At 44.1% G+C, this 23559-nt stretch carries 12 protein-coding genes; all 12 read left to right on the top strand.

Annotated elements, in window-relative coordinates; genetic code table 11:
• Positions 1–10 precede the first annotated feature (10 nt).
• The 12 genes from AC50X8_RS25890 to AC50X8_RS25835 all read left to right on the top strand — a co-directional run bounded on the left by AC50X8_RS25890 (position 11) and on the right by AC50X8_RS25835 (position 23263).
• Positions 11–2161 (top strand): DUF5693 family protein, encoded by a 2151-nt coding sequence (locus AC50X8_RS25890; protein ID WP_494882373.1) that lies wholly within the window; start codon positions 11–13, stop codon positions 2159–2161.
• Positions 2125–3324, top strand: a complete 1200-nt coding sequence (csaB, locus tag AC50X8_RS25885) for a polysaccharide pyruvyl transferase CsaB (RefSeq protein WP_494882371.1) — start codon at positions 2125–2127, stop codon at positions 3322–3324. Before AC50X8_RS25890 ends, csaB begins: the two co-directional genes overlap by 37 nt.
• 7 nt (positions 3325–3331) lie before the next feature.
• Entirely contained in the window at positions 3332–4093 is a 762-nt protein-coding gene (locus AC50X8_RS25880; protein ID WP_494882369.1) for a WecB/TagA/CpsF family glycosyltransferase, read from the top strand.
• Positions 4094–4196: 103 nt separating this feature from the next.
• A complete protein-coding gene (locus AC50X8_RS25875) occupies positions 4197–5339 on the top strand; it encodes a glycosyltransferase family 4 protein (protein WP_494860924.1) in 1143 nt (380 codons plus the stop codon).
• A 361-nt stretch (positions 5340–5700) separates the two neighbouring features.
• Positions 5701–9372, top strand: a complete 3672-nt coding sequence (locus tag AC50X8_RS25870; protein ID WP_494882367.1) for an S-layer homology domain-containing protein — start codon at positions 5701–5703, stop codon at positions 9370–9372.
• A gap of 531 nt (positions 9373–9903) precedes the next feature.
• Positions 9904–12621, top strand: coding sequence for an S-layer homology domain-containing protein (locus tag AC50X8_RS25865; protein ID WP_494882365.1), 2718 nt, complete (start codon positions 9904–9906; stop codon positions 12619–12621).
• Positions 12622–12815: 194 nt separating this feature from the next.
• Positions 12816–14960: a hypothetical protein gene (locus AC50X8_RS25860; RefSeq protein WP_494882363.1), complete on the top strand. Its 2145-nt coding sequence runs from the start codon at positions 12816–12818 to the stop codon at positions 14958–14960.
• A 95-nt stretch (positions 14961–15055) separates the two neighbouring features.
• The gene (locus AC50X8_RS25855) at positions 15056–15565 is read left to right on the top strand and encodes a hypothetical protein (RefSeq protein WP_056036879.1); all 510 of its coding nucleotides are present in this window, start codon (positions 15056–15058) and stop codon (positions 15563–15565) included.
• Between the two features lie 106 nt (positions 15566–15671).
• A complete protein-coding gene (locus AC50X8_RS25850) occupies positions 15672–15944 on the top strand; it encodes an alpha/beta-type small acid-soluble spore protein (RefSeq protein WP_056036882.1) in 273 nt (90 codons plus the stop codon).
• Positions 15945–16215: 271 nt separating this feature from the next.
• Entirely contained in the window at positions 16216–17418 is a 1203-nt protein-coding gene (metK, locus tag AC50X8_RS25845) for a methionine adenosyltransferase (protein ID WP_494882360.1), read from the top strand.
• A 333-nt stretch (positions 17419–17751) separates the two neighbouring features.
• Entirely contained in the window at positions 17752–18702 is a 951-nt protein-coding gene (locus AC50X8_RS25840) for a hypothetical protein (protein WP_494860915.1), read from the top strand.
• 202 nt (positions 18703–18904) lie between these two features.
• Complete coding sequence (locus AC50X8_RS25835) at positions 18905–23263, top strand: Ig-like domain-containing protein (RefSeq protein ID WP_494882358.1); 4359 nt, start codon at positions 18905–18907, stop codon at positions 23261–23263.
• The last annotated feature ends 296 nt before the right edge of the window (positions 23264–23559 follow it).

Here is a 23559-nt window from a genome sequence, read left to right as displayed (position 1 = left end):
GAGGATTTTCGTGCTTCAAAACTGGCTGCAATGGAATCGCAGAGCTAAGCAGTGGCTCTGGATCATTACGCTAATTGGCGTGATGGCGGCACTTCCTATTGGTTATAACCGTATGAATACGGAGTCGACGTCTAAGCAAGTGGAATATGTGTTTGATTATCGCGACTTGATTGAAATTGCGGAATATTCAGCAAAACCGCAGGATTTTATATCGCAGCATCTTATTTTTATGAAAGATGCCGGCATTTCGACCATGGCTGTCTATGAAAGCTCGCTTCGCGAGCTGATGCAGGCGGGCAGATTGACCTACTACAACTCCAAGGAGGCGGCTTTGCTCCAAGGCAAGCTGGAGATGCCGGGTCAAAATTTCACTTATATTTTGTATTCCGGCAGTGCTGAGAAGGAGCAGATTGGACCGATTGTTCGCGCAGCATTTGACCGGGCGGGCATCGTCTATCGGGACTGGTCCTTCGATGGCCGCGATGGCCTTGTGGTGGAGCTGCCGCTGCAAAATTCGCTGCTTCAACCGCTTGGCTTTGATCCGATGTCACTCGAAAGGATCAAAGCAGCAGGCTTCCGTGTTTTGCCTCGTTTGACCGACCGGGTTCTTCCGTATTCACAGGAGGAAGCAGAGGCGACTCTTGCTCAGTTGAAGAATTATGGCGTTACACGGATTTTGTTCGACGGCGATAAAGTAAAAGGCTACACCGACAACGCCGAGGAGAAGAGCTTGCGCGCATTTGCCGAGCTGCTTAACAAATATCAAATCGGAGTAACGACCATTGAGAATTTGAAAAAAGAGCAATCGGGCATGACAACACTCGCCTATCTGACGGACTATAATATTGTACGTCTTTATTCGTTGTCCCCTACGGACGCGATGAGAATGAAGCCGGAAGATATTGCTGACCGCTTCCTGCTTGCGGCGAAGGATCGCAACATTCGGATGTTTTTCCTGAATGGTGCGCCTGCATCGAGCCAGGAGAAATCGGCGGTTATTAATCCGCTGGACAACCTCTACCTGTCCCTTAAAGGGGAGGATGGAAACAAAGGCACGATTCAGCGTTTGGCTGATGCCGGATTTGCTCCGGGTACAGCGGAGCCCTTTGATCGGGAATATCCTTCATGGGTTAAAATGCTGAAAGGAATCGTCGTCATTGGCGCTATCGCCTTGATTGCGCTGTTAATTAATGCTTTTCTGCCAGGTACGCTTATTGCGGTATTCCTGCTCGGTATTGCCGGAAGTGCCGGCTTGTATGTGCTGAGCAGCTCCGTGTTAGAGCAGGCTCTTGCGCTTGGGGCGGGCATTAGTGCGCCAACGCTTGCGCTAATCTGGGTTATGAACCGGATTTATAGCAGGACGGAAGGGAACCAGCGTTTTGTTGGTGGAGCGGATTGGACTTTCCGCAGCAAAGAAAAAGGACAAGGCGTCGTTATTCCGCTGAGCAGCTCTGGTGACGCGGGAAGCAAGTGGGTATTTGAAGGTTTGCCGGCACGCCGCCGTCTGGGACTTGCTATTAGCTGGTTTATTGTAGTAGCGCTGATGTCGCTTATTGCAGTGCCTTATGTGTTCGGTTTGCTGAACAATATAACGTATATGCTTGTGCTTCAACAATTCCGTGGAGTTAGCCTGCTGCACCTCGCGCCGATTGCGCTTGTTGCGATCTACGTTGTGTTTTACACAGGACATGCTCCAATTGCCCGCATTCGCAAAATGCTGTCAACACCGATTAACGTGCTCATGGTTGTCGTTGGCTTAATTGTGGTAGCTGCGGGTATGTATTATTTATCACGTACAGGTAATGAGGGGCAGACGCTGCCATTTGAGCGTCCTTTCCGCGAATGGCTGGAAGGCACGTTTGGCGTCCGTCCGAGAAATAAAGAGTTTTTGCTGGCGCATCCGCTGCTGCTAGTGGGATTGTTCGCCGCGCTGCGTTACCGCGCAGCTTGGCTGTTCGTAATTATTGGCTCCATTGGCCAGCTTTCGATGGTCGACACATTTGCGCACATTCATACGCCGCTGCATATTTCCATCATCCGCGTATTCCTTGGCCTTGGTCTTGGTGCGGCAGTCGGATTTATACTCATCGGAGTGTGGCAGCTGCTGGAAGGAGTCTGGTCTAAATGGTCGCCGGCCCTCAAACGCATATTCGCCGAATAGCGATTTCTGGCTACTACGGCTTTCAGAATAGCGGCGACGAGGCTGTGCTGCGTTCTATTTTGCTGGCGCTTGCCGAGCAGAGCAAGGCGCATGGGCTGGAGCTGCAGCCGGTCGTGCTGTCGGCCGACCCGGCTTGGACGAAGGCGATGTACGGCGTAGAGGCCGTACATCGGATGCGCCCCGCGGACCTGTGGGGCGCGCTGCGCAGCTGCGATGGGCTGATCAGCGGCGGCGGAAGCCTGCTGCAGGATGCCACAGGCACGAAGACGATTCCGTATTATACGGGAATCGTGAAGCTTGCCCAATTGCTGGGCAAGCCGACATTCATTTATTCGCAGGGCATCGGGCCGGTGAACCGCCGGTGGATGGACCCGATGATCCGCCACGTTATGCGGCGGAGCGCTTATGTTTCGGTGCGGGACGATCAATCCGCCGCTTTGCTGGGGCGGATGGGCGTGCCGCATGACCGGATCGAGGTTGTACCCGATCCGGTGATGGGCTTGCCGCTGCCGCTAGGCGCAGCGGCGGCCGGGGCGCCAGGCGGCGAAGCAACCGCGGCGGCTGCGCCTGGCGGTGCGGGGACCGCGAAGGCCGGCAGCGAAGCTATGCCGGTCGTCGGCGTGTCCCTGCGCCGCTGGCGCGAAGACGGCGCGGATCTTGCGCGCGCCGCCGATGCGCTAATCGCGCTGACGCGCCGCCGCCAGGTGCGGCTGCGCTTTCTCCCGTTCCATACCCCGGATGATGTGGAAACATCGAAGCAGGTCATGGAACGGCTGCAAGGGCAGCTCGCCAGCGGAAGCATCGCTGAGCTGGCGACGCCGGGCGACGACCCGCAGCAAATGCTGCTTGAAGTGAGCCATTGCGATATTTTGTTCGGAATGCGGCTGCATGCGTTAATTTATGCAGCAAATCAGATGGTGCCCATGCTTGGCTTATCCTATGATCCGAAAATCGATCAATTTCTGAAACGGATCCATCTGCAGCCAATTGGCTCAACAGAGCTGCTTGATGCAGAAGCTTTTGCCGATGAGGCGGAGCGGATGCTGGAGAACGGCGATAGCTGGCGCAGATCGCATCAGGATGCTATATCAAAGTTGAAGCAACAAGCGCAGCAGCCTGCTGAGCAAATTATGAAGCTGCTGCTCCATCCCATATCGAGGTGATATTCGTTTGTCGAACCATGTTCCAACCGTATCTATTTACGGCATACCCTTCTCTAAAATGACAATGGATGAGACGGTCAGCTACTTAGTGAAAGCAATTGAGGAGAAGCGTCAAACGCATGTCATTACAGCTAATCCGATTATGGTGATGTCTGCTCTGGAGAGTCCTGATTATTACCGGATGATGACGAAGGCAGAGCTTATTGTTCCTGACGGCGCAGGCGTTGTATGGGCCGCCAATTATGTGGGCACGCCTGTAGCCGAGCGAGTTGCCGGCTTTGACCTGATGCACCGTTTAATGCGCGAAGGCGAGCAGCGCAAATGGACGGCTTATCTGCTTGGAACATCCCAGGAGGTTATTGAAGCGGCAGCCGAAAAGCTGCAGCTCCAATATCCGCAGGTACGAATTGTTGGATACCGCAACGGATATTTTGGTCCCGATCAGGATCAGGAAGTTGTGGATGAGATCCGCCAGGCAGCTCCGCATATTTTGCTCGTTGCCAGGGGAGCCGAAACGCAGGAGCCTTGGATTGCGAAGTATAAGCATCAGCTGGGCGTCCCTTATATTATGGGCATTGGCGGCAGCTTCGATATTATTGCGGGCAAGCTGAAGCGCGCGCCGATGATTTTTCAAAAGCTGCGCTTAGAGTGGTTTTATCGTCTGCTTCAAGAGCCCAAAAGGCTGCCAAGAATGCTCGTTTTGCCGAAATTCGTTGTGAAAGTGATGCGCGACAAAGAAAACGTAACAAAACCTGGGCCATTATCGTAAAAACTCGTGAAAACCGTTGAAATTGAATGAAAACGGGATTGGAGTTTCTTTTTCGATCGGAGTATAATTCACTTCGGTAGAAACAAAAGGGGAGCTGCATTACATGCCAGAAGGCTTATTGTATTCGATTGGTTTTATTCTTGCTCTGACGTTAGCGCTTGTCATGACACCGCTTGTAAAGAAATTCGCTTTTTTCGTCGGTGCTATTGATAAGCCGAATCATCGGAAGGTTCATACCCGCATTATGCCACGCATGGGTGGTTTGGCAATTTATGCTGCATTTGTTGCAGGTTTTTTATTGCTTTTCCCGTTCATTCCTGATGGAATGCTGACAGATGCAAATATGAATATGATTAAAGCGCTGCTTGTAGGCGGCACGATTATTATTTTAATAGGCGCCTTGGATGACCGTTTTGAGCTGTCCGCCAAAGTGAAGCTGCTGGGCCAGCTGGCTGCGGCAAGCGTAGTCGTATTTGGCTTTGGCATTAAAATCGATCTGGTTAACATTCCGTTTGGAGATGCTATGCAGCCGATTGCAGGCTGGATCGCTGTTCCGATTACGATTCTCTGGATTGTTGGCGTGACCAATGCAATTAATTTGATTGATGGCTTGGATGGGCTCGCGGCTGGTGTTTCTGGCATCGCGATCTCTACTATTTTGATCATGGCGATTATTATGGGCAATATCCCCATTATTCTGCTCTGCAGCTTGCTGCTCGGCGGCATCGTCGGATTTTTATTCTTCAACTTTCATCCTGCGAAAATTTTTATGGGCGACTCAGGCTCGCTGTTCCTTGGATTCAGCCTTGCCACATTGTCCATGATTGGCTTTAAGCAGGTTACGATTGTTTCGTTCGTTACACCGTTGCTGATTATTGGCGTTCCGCTTTCGGATACCTTCTTTGCAATCGTCCGCCGCTGGGTGAATAAGCGCCCGATTTTCGCGCCGGATAAAGGGCACTTGCATCATTGCTTGCAGGAGCTTGGCTTTAGCCATCGCCGTACCGTTCTGATTATCTGGGGTGTAGCGGCGATATTCGGAGGGTTTGCGATTTTGCAATCTACTGTCATACAGTCTACCGCAGCGAATTGGGTTACGTTCTCCGTCATTTGTTTGCTGATGTTCAGCCTGCAAATTGGCGCCGAACTTATTGGTATCGTTGACAAGACGCGCCGCCCAGTAATTAACTTCTTTAATCGCGTGCTGCTGCGGACAAAGGTAGATGCGCAATCGCGTTCGAAATAATTTCGGATTCCCGCTATTATTTATTAATAGGATTTTATGACGAAGCTCCACAGCCTTTGCAAAGGCTGTGGAGCTTTTTTTGCGTAACTTTCCCAAATAGACTAAAAATATAGGCCGGAATAACCGATAACAACAGTACGGAACTTTTCTTGGGTCTTTGCGTCTAATTGTAACAATCAATGGCAAACATTCACTCAAGAGGGAGAAGGAGGAAAGTTTATAGAATAGAGAATGATAAGCTCTTTTGTACGATATCAACGTTTGTCTATACAGCAAGATCATAAACCATTTTTATGACGAACAGGTATCGGCTATTGAGATATTTGTTCAAAAGCAATGCATATAAGGAGGAACCAGTGTGATGAGAAAGTGGAAACAAATGTTAAGCTTATTTTTATCAATTGCTTTGATTGTAACGTTGGCTCCGCTCCAACCGGCGAAAGCTGCGTCATTGTATTTCCAGTTCACCGACTTTAGCACAATTGAGTCAAGCCCGACTATTGTAAATACAAACACGGTTAACCTGCGCGGTTCATTCGCGGATGTATCGCCAAACTCCATTACGTTTAAAGTAGAGCGATTGGTGAATGGTTCGGTTGTAGCCTCTTCAAACGGCGCGCTTACCCCATCCATTATCGGCAATACCTTCTTATTCGCAGGGGTACAGCTTTATGATGGACTTAACAAAATTACAGTTATGGGTACAAGCACCGGCACTAGCGGCAGCGTAGTTGAAGGAACAAGCTATGTTACATATGGCAATGTTCCTGTTATTACTAGCGTTCAGCTTGCCAATGGTACTGCTCTTTTAGAAGGACAGCCTGTTATTGTAACAAATGCTAATACTTCATTTATTGTAAAAGCTAACAATGCTACTGATGTATTGATTAACGGTGTTGCCATGTTTAATGGTGGCGCGGGTACATTTGTAATGTCGTCGCTTACTATGGATGCAGGTTTGAATTATCTTACTATTGTCTCTAAAAACGGTGATAAAAGCTTTACGCTTGAACGCCAGGTAGTTTATTTTCCAGCCAATACAGCTACACCTTTTAATGTAATAGCTTCTCCGTCTAATACTTTGCTTGATGGCGATCCTGTTATTGCGCAAATCTCGGCCAATACAATTAGCGGTAAGCTATTGTTCAAAACACCTACAACGACGATTGCTGATCCTACCGTTACGTTAGAGCTTTATAATGAAACTGGTGTTTTGGAAAATACACTCACCACCACGGTTACAAAAGAATCAACAAGTACTGATTTTACGCAATTTTCTTTCCAGTCCATAGGAACATTTAGTACGGGAACGAATGGAAAGTATACACTTTATGTTAAAAGTACGCCATACAATGGTCTGACAGCAAATTTCCCAATGCCATTTACCGTTCGTAATGCTAGTACACCTTATATTACAGCAATTAAGCAGTATTATGAGATCACGCCAACTAGTCCGGCAATTGATGCTGCTGTTACTGCTGGGGCCCAAACTAATTTTGTTGATAACAGCGCGGTAAGCCAACTTCCTTTATGGCTTGCAATTGATGCTGGACAATTCGACCTAGGTGCTGGGGGCACAGCTACTCTTACAGCAAAGGTCAATGGAGCTGCAGTAAACAGTTCAACATTTGATTACTCGATTTATAGAACAGCGGATTCCAAACAGCGTGTCTTTAAAATCAATGCCTTGCCTCAAGGTGATATTGAACTGACTTTTAAAGTCAGCAACGCTTTCGGAAATGATACGGTAACCAGAAAGTTTACTTATAATCCGATATCATCGATTCAGGTTACGAACACATTTAATGGTGCCATCTATTATGACGATGCTCCGTTACTGGCTTTGAAGGGTAAACTATTGAACTTCAAGCTGCCAGCAGATAAGTCCACCCTTACTTATACACTTAACGGTGTTACAACAACGATTGCTGCTGGTTATGTCACTGATAGCACTGGGGAATTTAATATTCCTCTTACTGCTAATAGCTTAGTTTATGGAAGCAACATCATTGAATTGGCAGGTCGTGCAAATGGAGTTGCTGTTGCTACAACGTTAACGATCTATCGTTTCTCGGATAAACGTCCACAAGTAACGAAGATTATTCCTGTTCCTTTTACAACTAGTCCTAAGACAAATCCTGCTGGTCAACGCTATGACTCTGATACAGATAAAAGATTTGTTGCTGGCACATCGGCTAACGCTTATACAACAACATTGAAGCAAGTAGATTTACTATTTAATGTAACGAATTTAGCTAATCTTATTATTAATGTAGACGGACAATCTTATACTACGGCGTCGGTTGATAGTGCAACCGGTGTTATGACAATTGATGATAATAAATTATTTTTTGAACCTACTACAAATATTACAGGACGCTTTTATTCCCTTCGCTTATTTGGAGTAGAACTTCCCGTTACTGGTTCAAAGAGCATTACAGTAATTTCACAAGTTGGTACGGAGAGTGTAAGCCAGACTATTACGATTACACGCGAGTTGCCTGCTTTTGAGATACTTTCTCCAAAATTACCTGAGGAAGCTGTTATTAATCAGAACTTCATTAATGTCAGTATCCTTGCAGAAGGCGCTGACCGAGTAGTAATTGGTAAAATAGATATGAACAAAAGTGCTGTGGATGATATTTTCCGCTACGAGCAAACAGGTCTTAAAGCCGGTGTGAATAAAATTAAATTTACAGTTTATAGAGGTAGCGAGAAGCTTAATGGCGAATTCTCAGTCAATTATGCAGCGGATAACTCCATTGGTGCACAATACAAAACTGTAATTACAAAAGCAGGAAAAGCTAGTGTGTTTAAAGGAGAATTGGCACTCAGCTTCCCTAAAAACACTTTTTTACGCCCGGCAAATAAGGTTCCAGGTAGTGATATAACGACTATTGACATGTTTGATTCTCAACAAGTATTGTTCGGCATTGCTGATCGTACAGATGGCAGAACACTAAAGCTCTATAATGCAGTAGGGGAATATACGCCGACCGCTCCAATTGTGGCGCGTGATGGTACTATTTTAAATATCTCTAATACGGATACAGGTGCGTCGTTGCTGCGTCCGAATGCTCACTTTGGTTATGCATCCAATCTGTTTTGGATGGATGCAGGCTATGTGGATGGATTGAAAACGACAGAGTATAAATTTACGCAAGGTAAGCATCCTTATGCATTAGGTAATGAATTCTATCAAAGGCCTTTAGACAGATGGCTAGAAACAACTAATTATGGAAATCTTACAATTAAGTATGACTCTCAGATTCGGAACACAGTTGCCAATACATTAAGCATCTGGCGTTATTATGATGGCAGATGGAGTAACATTGGGGGGAAAGTGAACACAGGAAGTAAAACTATAACAGCCCCTATTAATGGTTTTGGTTATTATGTGGTTATGCAAATGCGATATAGTTTTAGTGATATGATTGGTCATGCATATGCTCGTAATTCACTAGAATTAATGTATTCTCGTGGTGTAATGAATCCTAAGAGCAATAACGAATTCGGCGTTTATGATAATATTAGCCGCGGTGAGTTTGCCCAACTTTTGGTGAAAATGTTCCAAATCCCACTCGACTATAACCCTAATGACATGACCTTTGATGATGTTGTGCCTATACTGGGAATCAGCGAGCTGTGGGACTATCGTTATATTGAAACAGCTGTACGTAAAGGTATTATTAGAGGCAAAGGACCGAGACAATTCCTTCCAAATGAGGCTTTGACGCGTGAGGAAGCAGCTGTAATGATAGCTCGCGCAGCTAACCTAGTCAAGGATGGCAAGGAGGATCAGGTGAAGGATCGTGCAGCACTCCAGAAGGCTTTCACCGATGCAAGCTCGATGGATGGCTATGCATTAAGCTCTATCCTTGCAGTAGTGAAAGCTAAATTCCTAGAGGGCTTGCCTAACACAACTTCAGGAACAGGAAAAGCTACGTATCGTTTTGATCCGAAAGCTAATCTAAACCGTGCGGATGCTTCAATCATTGCAGAACGTGTAATGCGTAAGAACAAACTGCTATAAGGCTGATTTATTAAAGGTTAGAAGGGTTGGCCAGTGGCTAGCCCTTTCTATACCTTGAAAATGCGTAAGATTATCCATGGAAAATCTTTTGCATCGACGTACTACAGGTAGCCAAGCTATACTAAACAAGTAATAAAACATAGAAGTGCATTTAGAACCAAAGCGACCGTTTTCTTAAAGATCGCATGCAGTTGTTTCGATGCTACATAGCGAGGATAAAACTTTTTTGAAATTATTTTTCGGTGGGCGCAACTTTTTTGAAGCCTGTGCGTCTAATTAAGTGGTGTTACATCAATCGCCAAAAAAATCATTCTTTAGACTTGCCTAATATCAGAGTTAGTTGGAATGAATTCTCAACTTTCTCTTTACGATAAGGGTATGCCATTGTATAATGTTATAGTGGTATAAAGGTCTAGCAATTTTCTGCGTGTTTACGAGTTTCTGCGACATGTTATTACATAGGGTTAAACATGGCGACAGACATTATTTATACTAAATACTGCTCAACTCTGGGAAGGGGGTGACACACACATGAGGGAAACGAGCAATTCATTTTCTAAACAAAACTCTCAACAACCGAAGCAATTTAGAGGAGGAGAAAAAAAGGTTATGAAGAAAAGTTTATTGGCATCCGTGCTATCTCTCTCCCTTGCTATGGCCGTAGCAGTTCCAGCATTTGCTGCAACCCCTACTGATGTAGCAGGCGTGAAAGAACAAAGTGCAATTGAGGAGCTTGTAGCTCTTGGAATTATCAATGGTTATACTGACGGTACATTCAAACCAGGCAACAGCATTACTCGTGCTGAGCTTGCTAAAATTATCGTTATCGCAACAGGTAGCGAGCAAGCTGCTACTGCTCTGCAAAACGTTAAATCTCAGTTCAAAGACGTTAAAACAAACGAATGGTACACTGGTTACATCAACGTAGCAACTGGTAAAGGTTTGCTGCTTGGTGACAAAGGTACTAAAAACTTCCGCCCGAACGCTAACATCAAGTTCGAAGAAGTTGCTGCAATCGTGGTTCGTGCTCTTGGTTACCAAGATGCTAACCTGACTGGTTCGTGGCCTTATAACGTCACTTTGAAAGCTGAAGAAGTTGGCGTATTCAAAAAAGTTGATCTAGCTCTTGGTACTGCAGCAACTCGTGGTGTTGTAGCTCAACAAGTTAGCAACGCACTTGGTACTGACCTGGTTCAATGGATTGCTGATGCTAAAGTTTACAGCAGCACTGGCAAAAAATTGATCTCCCGTCTGGGAACAACAACTGAAGAAGTTGTTACTTCTGCAGTTCTTGATGACAATGGTCGTCTTTCGTTGAACGGTCTTTCCAAAACTTTGGCACCTAACTTCATTATCACTGGTGGAGTGAAACTGGTTGACCTGCTTGCTCACAACGTAACTGTTTTGGCTGATACTGATGGTCGCGTTCGCGCTATCACTGACAACCAAAATGAAAACAACGTAGTAACAGGTAAACTGAATGTTGATCTTGGCACTGCACAACAAGTTGAAGTTAAAAACGGTACTGCTGTTACTAAATACAATACTGTAGGAAACTCGGTTTACTACTTCAACAGTGATTCTGTTGCTGGTACTGACTCGAACCTGAAAAAAGATGCTGATGTGTCTGTTTACCTGTTCGATAACAATACTACTAACGTTAACGCTGGAGTAGTTGGTAAAGTTCGCGCAGTAGTTGTTTCCAAAGCTAACGGTGCTAACAAGTTGCTTGATTCTTATATCGCTGCAACTACATCCGCAAAAGCTCGTCTTCTAACTCAAGACAACCTTTCTGTATCGCTTAACGATTCCACTTCCATCGTTCTGAACGGTGAAGCTAAAGCTGCAACTGATCTTGCTAAAAACGATGTTCTTGACATTGTTTATAACAAAGACAGAGTAGCAGTTAAAGTTGTTGCGACTCGTAACGTTGTTGAAGGTAAAGTAACAAATGTAACTGTTCAAGCTGATGGTACTTCTGTATACACTGTAGATGGTAAAACATACACAACTACAAAAGAAGCTAACCTGACTGGTTCGAAAGAAGTTACTAAAGATGCAACTTACAAACTGTTCTTGAATGTTGACGGTAAAGTTGCTGGTGCTGAATTGTTGACTGGCGGAAGCGTAGACGCTAAGTATGGCGTTATCCTTAACGCTGCTAACAACGTAGCTCCAACAAGCGCGTTTACTGATGCTAAAGACGTATTCAAGTACTATTCGATTAAAGAAAACAAAAACATTGAAGTAAGCTTGGATGCAGCTACTTGGTATGGTGGCGCTACAGTAGCCGGAGCACAAACTACTGTACGTCTGGGTGATGCAGCTCCTTATGGTTCTGCTTCGTTCGATAACTCCCAAGCGGTATTTGTTACTTGGAAACTGAAAAATTCCGATAGCAGTGTTAACGGAATTGACAGCCTGACTCCACTTACAACTACTTGGGCTGTTAAAGAAAAATCAGACACAGCATTGAAAGTAAATAACACTGCTGGTACAGTAGTTAACTACGAAATCAATGCTAACACTGTAGTTCTTGATGCTAATACTTACAATAAAGGCATTGCTGATGCTGGTGATCGTGAAGTTAAAGCTAGCACACTTGCTAACCTTGTAGTAGGTAACAAAGTAACTGTAATCCCTGATGGTACATCTACTTTTGCTAAGTATGTAATCATCACTGAGAAAACTGCTGACAGTGCAAAAGAAGCTAAATACGGCTTGTTCGTTGGTGCTTCTAAGTCTGGCGATGACTACTCTGTAACAATCAATGTTAAGGGTACTAACGAAACAATCGCTTTGACTTCCGATGAGGGCGCTGCTATCTACAACACTGTTGTAAATGGTCTGTCTGCTGGTAACTCGACTTACAAAGAGTCTTCCAGAACTCTAGTTGCTGTTAAAGACGTAACTAATGGTGCTTCTGGCGAACTTGCTAAAGCAAGCAACGCTTATGACACTGTAGAGTTCCTTAACGCAACTGGTAAGCTTACAGCTGTAAGCAACTCCGATTCCACAATTACTGTTGCTGGTACTCAGTACTATGTAAACAGTGCAACTGCAATCTACGTTTACGATCAAGCATCTGATTCCCTTGTAACTGATGGTATCTTTGCTGATGTAACTGCTCACCTGGGCGAAGCTGCTTATGGCGAAGTTGGTGCTAAGTATGGTGTTGCTGTAGTTGGCGATGCTAACTATGGATCGTTTACACTTGCTAAAGCAATCGTAGTTGTTAAATTGAAATAATTTCTCTTTAACACAAGGAAACCGATGAGATCTTCTCATCGGTTTCTTTTTTTGCGTTCACACTTGATTCATAAAAGTTTGTTATAATTAAAGTAGAAAAAAATGCTCTGAAGGGGTGAATTGCTCGGCATTACAGCGAAACTTTTTGTTGGGTATGAACGTCTATATAAAAAAAGATGTGGAGTGATATTTTAATGCAGACAGTTGTTTCTGGAAGCTCAAGATTGAAGTGGCGTTTTTATGTAGCCATGTTGTTGGTTGCAGCATTGCTCTTTCCTGCATTGCCAAGCAGTAGTGAGGCGGCCTCTAATGCGAGTAGCATTAAACCTGTGTACATAAACAGTAATTCATATGTGAAGCTGGATAGTGCGGATATACTGTCGACAAGCAAAGGGAAAACAGCGAGCTTTACAATCACGCTTTATAATGGAGGCAGCAAGGCTATTAACCTCCAAGACTATTGGTTCCGTTTAGCTTCCACTAGTGGTACTAAATATACATTGTATATGCTGGATAGCGATAAAACGAAAAAAACCGTTCAAGCAAATTCGAATGTTACTTTAACTTTTTATAGCGAGCTGCCATCAAGCATGACCTTGCCTAAGCTCATTTTCAAAGTCGTAAAATTTGATTTCAGTGTCGCCGGTTATGAGAAGACATTGGGACAATTTAAGTTTCCAGCAGATTATTCTACAGATGTTAAAGCAGGTGGCTATACTTCTGTGAAGTTGAATAGCACTCCTGTAAATATTAGAATCAGCAAATCTACCATGTCCACAAGCACAGATAATAATACGGTTAATATTGAACTCGCTATGCGTAATACGAGCAGCTCTGAACTGTCGCTTGCTAACCTGCAGTTTCTAGCTCAGTCGGCAGCTGGAGGCATGTACAAGATGAAAGTCACTTCGACTACCTCAGGTACAGCAGATGCTATCGTCTTGCGTCCAAAGATTCTTGAAACGATTAAATTAAGCATTACCCTTCCTAAATCTGTTTCTACTAAAGGACAGAAGCTTGTTATTACACAAGGTATTAGCTCTGGCTCAGGAGAAGGGGCATCAACCTTATCTTTGCCTGTTTCTAAAATAGGGTATAACCTGAAAACAGCTAATACCACAACAGCAACAAATTATGAATATATTAAAGATGATTACACTTATAAAATGAATGTTGCTTCTATTCAAAGAAATACATGGGGCGGCGAAGACAGTCTGATCGGCAAGCTAGTTATTACAAACACTAGCTCAAAAACAGCTCCAATCCCAGCAGTGGAAGGTTCATTGTATCTTGGGGATAATGCAGCTGTGAAAACAACAATTATTCCATTTACCAACCCTGTAGCTATTCCTGCGAAAAGTTCAATAACGATTTATTATACGGGTACGGTTCCTACAACTACATCGTTAACTGATCTAAAGCTCAAGCTATTTGAGAAGTCCGGTGAATCACAAACAGAATTGGCCGCATTAAAAACACCGGCTGCTATCGTACCGAAATCTGTTGCTATTGGCAGTGAAAACAATGTTAATGATATCGGTGAAAACTTCACAGTGAATGTTATGAAAACACAATTGCTTGAAGGTAATTCTAACAATCTTTATGCAGTTTACATGGATATTACGAATAAGCAATCACGTGCAATTGCAACTTCCAAGCTTGTAGGCTACCTGAAAACAGCCGATGGGGATAAATATGATATTAAATTGTTGAAAACAAGCAATTTGATCAATCCTGGCAAGAAGGAGCAAATCATTGTAACTACAGAAGTGCCAAAACAGCTTGATTTAAATGGCGCAACGGTTGTACTGGGTAGTGCTTTTAATGCTCAGGGCATTGTTAAGAAAGATGATGCTGAAATTTCAGGTTTTGTTAATCCAGTGAGCTATGCATTGCCACAGTATAGCCAGACTGTTACATCCGAGTTTAATAAGGTTCAGGTCGGTCCTTATACGATTAATATTGATAACATTATCACTTATTTGACAGATGATAAAATTGATGTGGATTTCTCTGGTCAAGTAACAAAGGATCTTAGCTATGAAGGCTTTAGCGCTAAAAAGTTCACTTTTGCCATCGAGGATCAATCTACTAATCTTTCGATGATTAATGCTCCATTTGAACTCGAAGGTGCAGCAGGTGCTGCAGGTCAATATGTTTGGAAGGTTGGCAACAACTATACGAACATTGTCCAAAGCGTGACAGATAAGCTAGTTGCTAAAACGATTCAGCTTACTATCTATGAGGAAATTAATGGATATAAAACGAAGCTGGTATCCAAAAATATTAAATGGTCGGCATACTTGAACTGGGCTGACCCAAACAATAAGGAATTTTAATTTTGAAGTAGATTATTAAAATTTTGTAGTTAATTTTTAAAAAATCAGGTATCTTAATAGGATACCTGATTTTTTTTCTGAGAGGAGTAATAGAGTTGAAGAAAACGACAATGAAAGTGGCTATTGGTGCAGCACTCCTATTGGTAGGTTTCGGCATTGGCATTCTCAATCCGAAAGCAATCGAAGCAGATGGCGTATCAACAACTCCAGGCTCTATTGACGATCCTGTTATTACAAAAAGTTATTTAGATGAGCAGCTTGCTAAAGTATCTGGTGGCAGCAGCGGAGCGGGTACTGGCTCAACTGGCACGTCCAACGCTCAGGCTTCACTGCAAGTCGTAAGTGTGCCTAGTGGCAAAGTGCTGCTTGGTGATGAAGGAACAGAAATCATTCTTCGTGTAGGCAAAGCAGTAGCTTACAGCTCAGATAGCAGTGGTATTGTAGATATAACGGATGGCAAGGATCTGGTTAAAGGTAATTCCGTAGCCAGCAATCATCTTTTACTAATGCCTCGCTCGGGCAGGGGAGTTACGGCTGCGGCAGGTTACACTAAATCATTAACGGTATTAGTTCGTGGTGGATATAAGCTGCAATCCGTTAACTGAGTTAGAATAATTTGTGTAAGTTGACAATAGATTATACGCTTGAACAAATTTCCGAAGGTTAAAATAAGAGCATGCTCCCATCATCCAACAGTGAGGTGTTCTTATTATGAGTCGTTCTAATAAAGTAGCCGTTCCACTTAGTAAAGCAGCGCTGCAGCAAATGAAATATGAAATCGCTGAAGAATTTGGGCTATACTCCTATCATTCCCAGTCAAACGGTGATGATACGGAGTTTGCGGGTGAACTGGGATCAGTACCACAAACTACTGGCTCAGTCCATTGGTCACAGCTTTCGACAAGACAAGCTGGATCCGTTGGTGGGGAAATGACCAAACGCCTTGTAGCGCAAGCAGAGTCCGTTTTAAACGGTTATATTTAAAATATAGGAAAGGATATGATTTAGCCATCCATTCTCTATATTTCTTGGACTGAAACGCGCCACGCCGCCAGAGGACGGCGACAGCCGTTTCACCTTAACCTTTACTGAAAATTAATTCTTATCGGGATAGTATCCATTGACAGGAAGCGACATTTTCGGTAACATACTTTATTAGAGAGTTGTAAAACAGCCTTTTCCATAAGGAAAAGGTTCGTTTTTTGTTTATAAGTTCTGAACTTATTTATATTAAAGCTGTAGGAGGTTGATACAGGTGTCAATTAAAGGTCGTCATTTGTTTACATCAGAATCAGTAACGGAAGGTCATCCGGATAAGATTTGTGACCAAATTTCCGATGCAGTATTGGATGCATTCCTGGAGTCAGATCCTTATGCGCGTGTAGCGTGTGAAGTATCTGTAGCGACAGGTCTTGTTCTCGTTATTGGTGAAATTAGCAGCCGTGCGGACTATGTCGATATTTCGGCTATCGCACGTCGTACAATTAAAGAAATTGGGTACACTAGAGCTAAGTTTGGTTTCGATTCCAGCACTTGTGCAGTTCTGACTTCGCTTAATGAGCAGTCTGCTGATATTGCTCAAGGCGTTAATGCTGCCCTTGAAACACGTGATGGCAAAGATATTCAACAAGAGAACGAAGATATTGGTGCTGGTGACCAAGGCTTGATGTTTGGTTTTGCAACCAATGAGACACCAGAGCTTATGCCTCTTCCGATCGCGCTATCGCACCGTATTGCACGTCGCTTGTCCGAAGTGCGTAAAAACGGTACGCTTGAATATCTTCGTCCTGATGGCAAAACTCAAGTTACAATTGAGTATGTCGATGGTAAGCCGGTACGTGTTGATGCAATCGTTGTATCTACACAGCATGCTGAGGAAATTAGCCTAGAGCAAATTCAAAGCGATATTCTTGAGCACGTTATTAAACCAGTTGTGCCAGTTGAGTGGCTGGACGCTGAAACAAAATATTACATTAACCCGACAGGCCGTTTCGTTATTGGTGGTCCTCAAGGTGATGCAGGTCTTACTGGCCGTAAAATTATCGTTGATACTTACGGCGGTTACGCACGTCACGGCGGCGGCGCATTCTCCGGTAAGGATCCTACAAAAGTTGACCGTTCTGCGGCGTATGCGGCTCGTTATGTAGCTAAAAACATCGTTGCAGCTGGACTAGCTGATAAATGTGAAATTCAGCTTGCTTACGCTATTGGCGTGGCAAATCCAGTTTCTATCAGTGTGGACACATACGGAACAGGTAAAGTGGATGAAGAGAAGCTGGTTGAAGTTATCAGCAGCAACTTTGACCTTCGTCCTGCAGGCATTATTAAAATGTTGGATCTGCGTCGCCCAATCTACCGTCAAACAGCTGCTTATGGTCACTTCGGCCGTACAGATGTGGATCTTCCTTGGGAACGCGTTGACAAAGCGGATAAGCTGAAAGCAGATGCTTTGGCTTAATAGCCAATTTTGATGCGATTATGATACTGTAATGATATAGTTATAAAAATGAACACCCCTAGAATAATAATTGGGATGCCTACGTGCGGCTCAATTTATTCAAGGGGTGTTTTTATATGGAATAGTGCTTTTCGATTCAAATGATAAGTAATTCATGAAACATTATTCCTTTTTGATTCCAAAAAAGCCCTTGATAAGGTTATATAATATGGTTTAAACTTCTTGACTAATTAATATAAAATCGTATACTATTCAATTACATACTTTAATAGAGGATAATATTTATATATTTCCTTATTTGGATTGTGAATTTGACTAGGGAGTGGAATTAACTTGAAAACAAGTGGAATAGGCAAGAAATTAGTAGTGGCTGCTTTAGCATCAACAATGTTTTTATCAGGTGTCACTTTGCCTAATGTAATTAAGGGCGACTTTAACACGGCCAAAATCGCGGCGCATGGAGAAAGAATAACCTTACAGGGTCCTGATGGTTTGAGTTATGTTGTAGCATTCGTAAATGAGCATTTATGGCTTCTAAGAGATGGATCTACGACTTGGATTCAACAAGCAACACCACAAAAGCCATCAGGGTATGATTATAGGGATGGCTATTTAGTTGGTGCCAGCTTTAATGGGAATAATATAGTGGCGACAGTTAGATGGTCAGGTATATCCACATTGTATACTTCAACTTTTAACAATGTACCATCCATTCCTGATCGTGTAGTCATACAAGCAGAATTTTTGGATTCAGCACGTGCTTTAGCATATATTAGTGTTCCGGAGATTGGGAATATTTCAAGATTTGAATATTATTATCAACTAGGGGATCAAGGAGCTTGGAACAAAATTGAGAAAATTTCAATTGGAATAAATGGGCCGCAAAGGCTAGGTGGCTTTAGCGTAGACCATAATGTGAAGATCAATGTAAGGGTTGATTCAATTACAACTGGTCAAACCGTAGCTAACGGATCTTATAATCTAACCACAGTGCAAGTACGTGGCAAAAATATTACTGGGCCTGATGGCAAGTTGTATAAGCTTTCCATTTTAAATAACAAAACAATTGAGATAAGAAACCTTCAAAATATAGTAATTACTTCTTATAGTATTCCTAATCCAGTAGTTGGCAACCTCAACTCATATTTTGCTTTGGATTATATGCAATTTATTTATTGGGAGGGCAACGATTTAGTTGTGACTGCTTTTGTTCGTCAATTATCAACGCAGCAGGGCAGCTTTGTTACAGCAAGATTTAACAATCTGATTGCTCTGAATCCATAATAGAAATAAGTTTTTTTGCAGGATTAAAATTAAATCTAAAATGTAGGGGACGTTACGAGAGATCGTAGCGTCTTTTTATTTTATGGTGAAAAAGGCAGCAGATGATATTTAATTCATTGGAAATTATCCGGAAAACCTACATTTTTGGCACTCAGAAGCCGACAAATAAGGTACGAGTGTAAATTTTTGGGGAGTGAATGAAATGAGTCGTTACAAAATTAGTATTCTTCTAGTATTCGTACTCTTGCTACAAATTGCATTGCCGCCAAGTAGCAGCCTTTTGACCAACGAAGTGTATGCGGCAGTCAACGGTCCTATTATTACAAGCAAATCACCAGCTAATACTTTTGGAAATGTCGGACTCGGTGCGCCTCTTTCCTTTACTTTTGATGAAAGTGTAGTAAAAGGAACAGGACCTGCTTCAATTACGATCTACAATTATTCGAATAATACTCAATTTGAGACGTTTAATGTTGCGACAAGTAATCGAGTTGCCATTGATGCTACCGGTAGAACGGTTACGATACAGCCAAGTACTTCTTTTGCTGTAGGCACCGAATATTATGTATTCATTGACCAGGGCGCATTTGTAAATGCATCCAATGGTGCGAATTTTAGCGGCATTTCCAATGCTGCGGATTGGAATTTCAGAACAGTAAGTCAGGTTGACAGTACACCTCCAGACTTACGGTCTGCGGTGTCGCCCGCTCCTGAATCGGGCGGGGCGCTCATTACAACTACAATAACGATCCCATTTAATGAAAATGTATATACGACATATGGGGCGATTACGCTGGTATCTGCTCCAAGCGCAACAGCTTATGACTCTAGAGAAATAGCGGTCAATTCCGCTCAGGTAGTGGGCAGTGGCACTTCCACTCTGACGATTAAACCTTCTGAAGCGCTCTATCCGAATACGACCTATACAATTACGATTCCTAGTCATGTTATTCAAGACAGCTCGGGCAATCGCTATGCCGGAACGACATGGCGTTTTACAACTGCGCCAGCGCCAGTTAATGCAACCGGCTTAACCCCTGGAAATTCCGCCACTTCTGTCGGAGTAAGCAGTTCTTTCAGCATGAGCTTTGATAAAAATGTGAAAGCGAATGCTGGGAAATACATAAGTCTCGTGCGCGTAAATGATAATTATGCGGATCGCTATCAGGCTACAGATACGTCCCGTGTCAGCGTTAGCGGAAATACCGTTACCTTTACGCCTCCGAAGCTGCTCGCAAATACCCGCTATTATATATTAATCGATGCAGGAGCCTTCGCAGACAGTACGACTGGGGACTGGTTCCAAGGTATATCCAATGCTGCTACGTGGAGCTTTACGACGAGTCCTGGTGACGAGACTGATCCACCACGGATTCAGAGTACTTATCCTGCCCACACGGCAGCAATCGGAACGCTTAACTCCAGCATTGAAATAAACTTTACGGAGCCGGTTTATCCGAGCGCAGGCAATATAGAAATTCGCAACTCGAACAATACCATTTTTGCCACTATTCCCGTGACCTCAAGCTATGTAACGGGTGGCGGAACGAGCAAAATTACGATTAACCCGAATAAGACCTTTATTAACAATTCGCAGTATTATGTGGTTATTGGGAGCAGTGCTTTCCGTGATGCCGCGGGGAACTATTTCGCCGGACTTTTAGCGAACAACTGGACGTTCCGGGTAACTCAAGATACCGTAAGGCCAACGATTGAGTCACAAAATGCCGTTAATAATACGCAAAATGTACTGACAGATGCGTATTTCTCCGCTATTTTTAGCGAGACAATTGTAAAAGGCACGGGTACTATCACGATTAGACCGGTCACTCCGGCGACTGGCGTAGTCGACATTCCGGCTAATTTCTACATTAATCCAAACAATAGCCGAGAAATAGTTATCACGCTCCCAACAGGCACAACAATGGCTCCAAACACGAATTATTATATCGAAATTAGCCCAACGGCAATCTATGATTTGTCGGATAATGCGTTTCTCGGAATCCAGAATGCTTATCAATGGGCTTTTAAAACAATAGGTATTGATACGACGCCTCCTGCTGTTAGCAAGATGGAAGTCAAAGGCTCTACTATCGTCATGACCTTTAACGAGGATCTTAAAGCAAGCTCTGTCCCGGCCTTAAGCAGCTTCTATATTACGGTTAATGGCGAGCGGCGTGAATTGCTGTCGGCTGCTGTATCTGGAAGTACCGTTACGCTGACGTTAGCGGGAACGCTCGTTAATATCCAGACGGTCAAGCTTTCCTATTCTAAGCCAACAACGACAACTGGGGGTATACAGGATCTCGTTGGCAATCAAGCGCTAAGCATTGCGAATCAGGACGTGGCATTTGCAGTAGATGCTACAGCGCCAACGCTTTCCAGCGGAACGGCAACAGGCAGCGTTGTAACGCTCACATTCAATAAAGCGCTAGCTTCCGTCAATAATTTGGCGTATCAGCAATTCCGTGTCAATATTGGTGGTGCCTCCTATACACCGACGGCTATTAGTATTAATGGCTCGGTTGTCACGATGAGTGTAAATGCGACGATTGCCAATCAGTCCGTTTACGTCTCTTACACACCAGGCAGCTATCCGCTTAAAAGTACGGATGGAGCCAATGTGGCCGCTTTTAGCAGCTACTACATTACAAATACGGTTGATGTAACAGCTCCAACGCTGCAAGGTGTATATGCAAATGGCAGCATCATTACGCTTAGTTATAACGAGACGCTGAGCACGAGCGCTATTCCGCCTGTGAGCAGCTATACAGTCAGCGTAAATGGCAGCCTCCGTTCGATCGTGCAAATATCGGTGTCCGGCAGCCAAGTACTGCTTACACTAAGCTCGGCTATCAGTTCAAGCGATACGATTTATGTATCGTATAATATGTCTTCACCAAGAGTGGTGGATCCGGCCGGAAATGCGGCAGCAAGCTTCTCGACTCAAAAAGCATCTATGGGATCTGCAAATAGCTCGCTTTACTCAGCAGTCATTAAAGGAAATTCGCTTGTGCTTACATTTGGAGAAACGATGAATAGCTCCTACGTGCCATATACAACGCAATTTTCCGTTATGGCGGGCAGCTCGACGGCTTCGGTTACAGGCGTATCGATTAGCGGTTCTACAGTTACGCTTACGCTCGCAACGGCGATTGCTTCGACGAGTTCGGTGACCTTTAGCTATTATGCTTCAGGAACGACGCTTCGTACTTCATCGGGCAAAATCATTGAGAACATTTTGAGCCAGTCTGTCACGAACAGCTCGTCAATCATTGATTTGATTCCAGGAGAGTTCACCCAATCGTCCGATGGCGGTGTTCTCATGACAAGCGGTGCTTTTACAAAGACGTCGTATCAGACCGCTTCAGGCAGATCGTCAGTGAAATATTCCATTTCAGCGGAAAAACTAGCTCCTGCCTATCAGGCGGCAAGAACGGCCGGCCTTACGAGATCGCGAATTATTGTAGAGATTCCGAATTCTGAAAATGCGGCTGTCGTAGCAGTGCCACTGTCCACACTGCTCAATGCGAGTTCTATCAATACGAATCCGTTTTTTGTTGTAAAATACAATGGCACATCGTATGAAATTCCGCTCGGTGCCTTAAATTATTCCAAGCTTACAAGCTCTGTGGGGACAACGGGCGAGCTATTAATTGAGCTTGAGCTTGGCACCACATCGCTAACGTCGGCATTGACGAATAGGCTGAATCTATCAACGATCTCACTATTATCGGGAATTGTTCATTTTCAGCTCTATGCAGTTAGTGGTACAATGAAAAGCGAGATTACAGAGCTTAACAGCTATGCGACTTTAAGCGTGGATACATCGTTGGCTGTGACGAGAAAAAATACAGCAATCGTGCGGGTTGACCCTGTTGCGGGTGCATTGACCTACGTACCGACGATATTTTCCACGTTGAATAACAAGACGGTTGCTACTTTTAGAAGTAAAAGCATCGGCGCTTTTGCATTAGTTAGCAATTCTGTCAGCCTTATTGATATTAGCAGTCATTGGGCTGGGCCAACGGCGCAGTCGCTTGCCAACAAAAATATTGTTGCAGCGCGCACAGGCAACCAATTCGTTCCAGACAAGCCTATTACCCGCGGTGAGTTCGCAACTTATATTGCGAAGGGACTAGGGCTTTCAGGCAATAAGGCAGCAGCGGCCAAATATTCGGACGTTAATATAGGCACTGAGCTTGCCGCCTACATTGGAGCAGCATCGGAAGCAGGCATCGTGCTTGGCTATACGGACGGAACATTCAAAGCAGATAAATATATTCAACGCCAGGAGATGTCGGCAATGATGACGCGCGCAGCAAGTGCAGCTGGCGCCACCATTCAACTGCCATCTTCAGCCTCTACGTATTTGCAGCCATTTACTGATCGCAACAGCATCAGCTCATGGGCGCGTACGGATGCGGCAAAAGCGATTTATACCGGCGTAATTGGCGGTAAAACGACTAAAACCTTTAGTCCTTTGACGAATGCAACCCGGGCAGAAGCAGTCGTCATGATCAAGCGCTTGTTAGAACATATTCAATTTCTAAACACGTAGTAAATTGGTACCAGCCCCGGGACACCTTGCATAAAGGTTGTACGGGGCTTTTTTTAATAACCTCTTACAAATTTGGAATTTCATTCGCTTGAGAGAGGACTGATGCCGCAGCGACAGGCGCTCACAGCAAGAAGCAGGATCAGAGACGAACGCTGTTGCCATACGACAAAATTCGCAAAAATCGGAAGATTAGCGGAACTTTTTGCACCTCTTTATAGTCTATATTTAATAGGCTTAGTAGATTAGGCTGCTGCTGTCATCCCTTTTTCATATTTTCGACAAGGATGGAGCGAGCC

Source organism: Paenibacillus sp. JT22N15 (assembly GCF_059383755.1).
The sequence above is the reverse complement of the archived record's forward strand: the minus strand, read 5'-3'. Positions and strand labels throughout refer to the sequence as shown.

Bases quoted from the DNA above. Each gene is read 5' to 3' on its own strand.
- csaB (WP_494882371.1), top strand. From the start codon at position 2,125: ATGGTCGCCGGCCCTCAAACGCATATTCGCCGAATAGCGATTTCTGGC.
- AC50X8_RS25875 (WP_494860924.1), top strand. From the start codon at position 4,197: ATGCCAGAAGGCTTATTGTATTCGATTGGTTTTATTCTTGCTCTGACG.
- AC50X8_RS25870 (WP_494882367.1), top strand. From the start codon at position 5,701: ATGAGAAAGTGGAAACAAATGTTAAGCTTATTTTTATCAATTGCTTTG.
- AC50X8_RS25865 (WP_494882365.1), top strand. From the start codon at position 9,904: ATGAGGGAAACGAGCAATTCATTTTCTAAACAAAACTCTCAACAACCG.
- AC50X8_RS25860 (WP_494882363.1), top strand. From the start codon at position 12,816: ATGCAGACAGTTGTTTCTGGAAGCTCAAGATTGAAGTGGCGTTTTTAT.
- AC50X8_RS25850 (WP_056036882.1), top strand. From the start codon at position 15,672: ATGAGTCGTTCTAATAAAGTAGCCGTTCCACTTAGTAAAGCAGCGCTG.
- AC50X8_RS25835 (WP_494882358.1), top strand. From the start codon at position 18,905: ATGAGTCGTTACAAAATTAGTATTCTTCTAGTATTCGTACTCTTGCTA.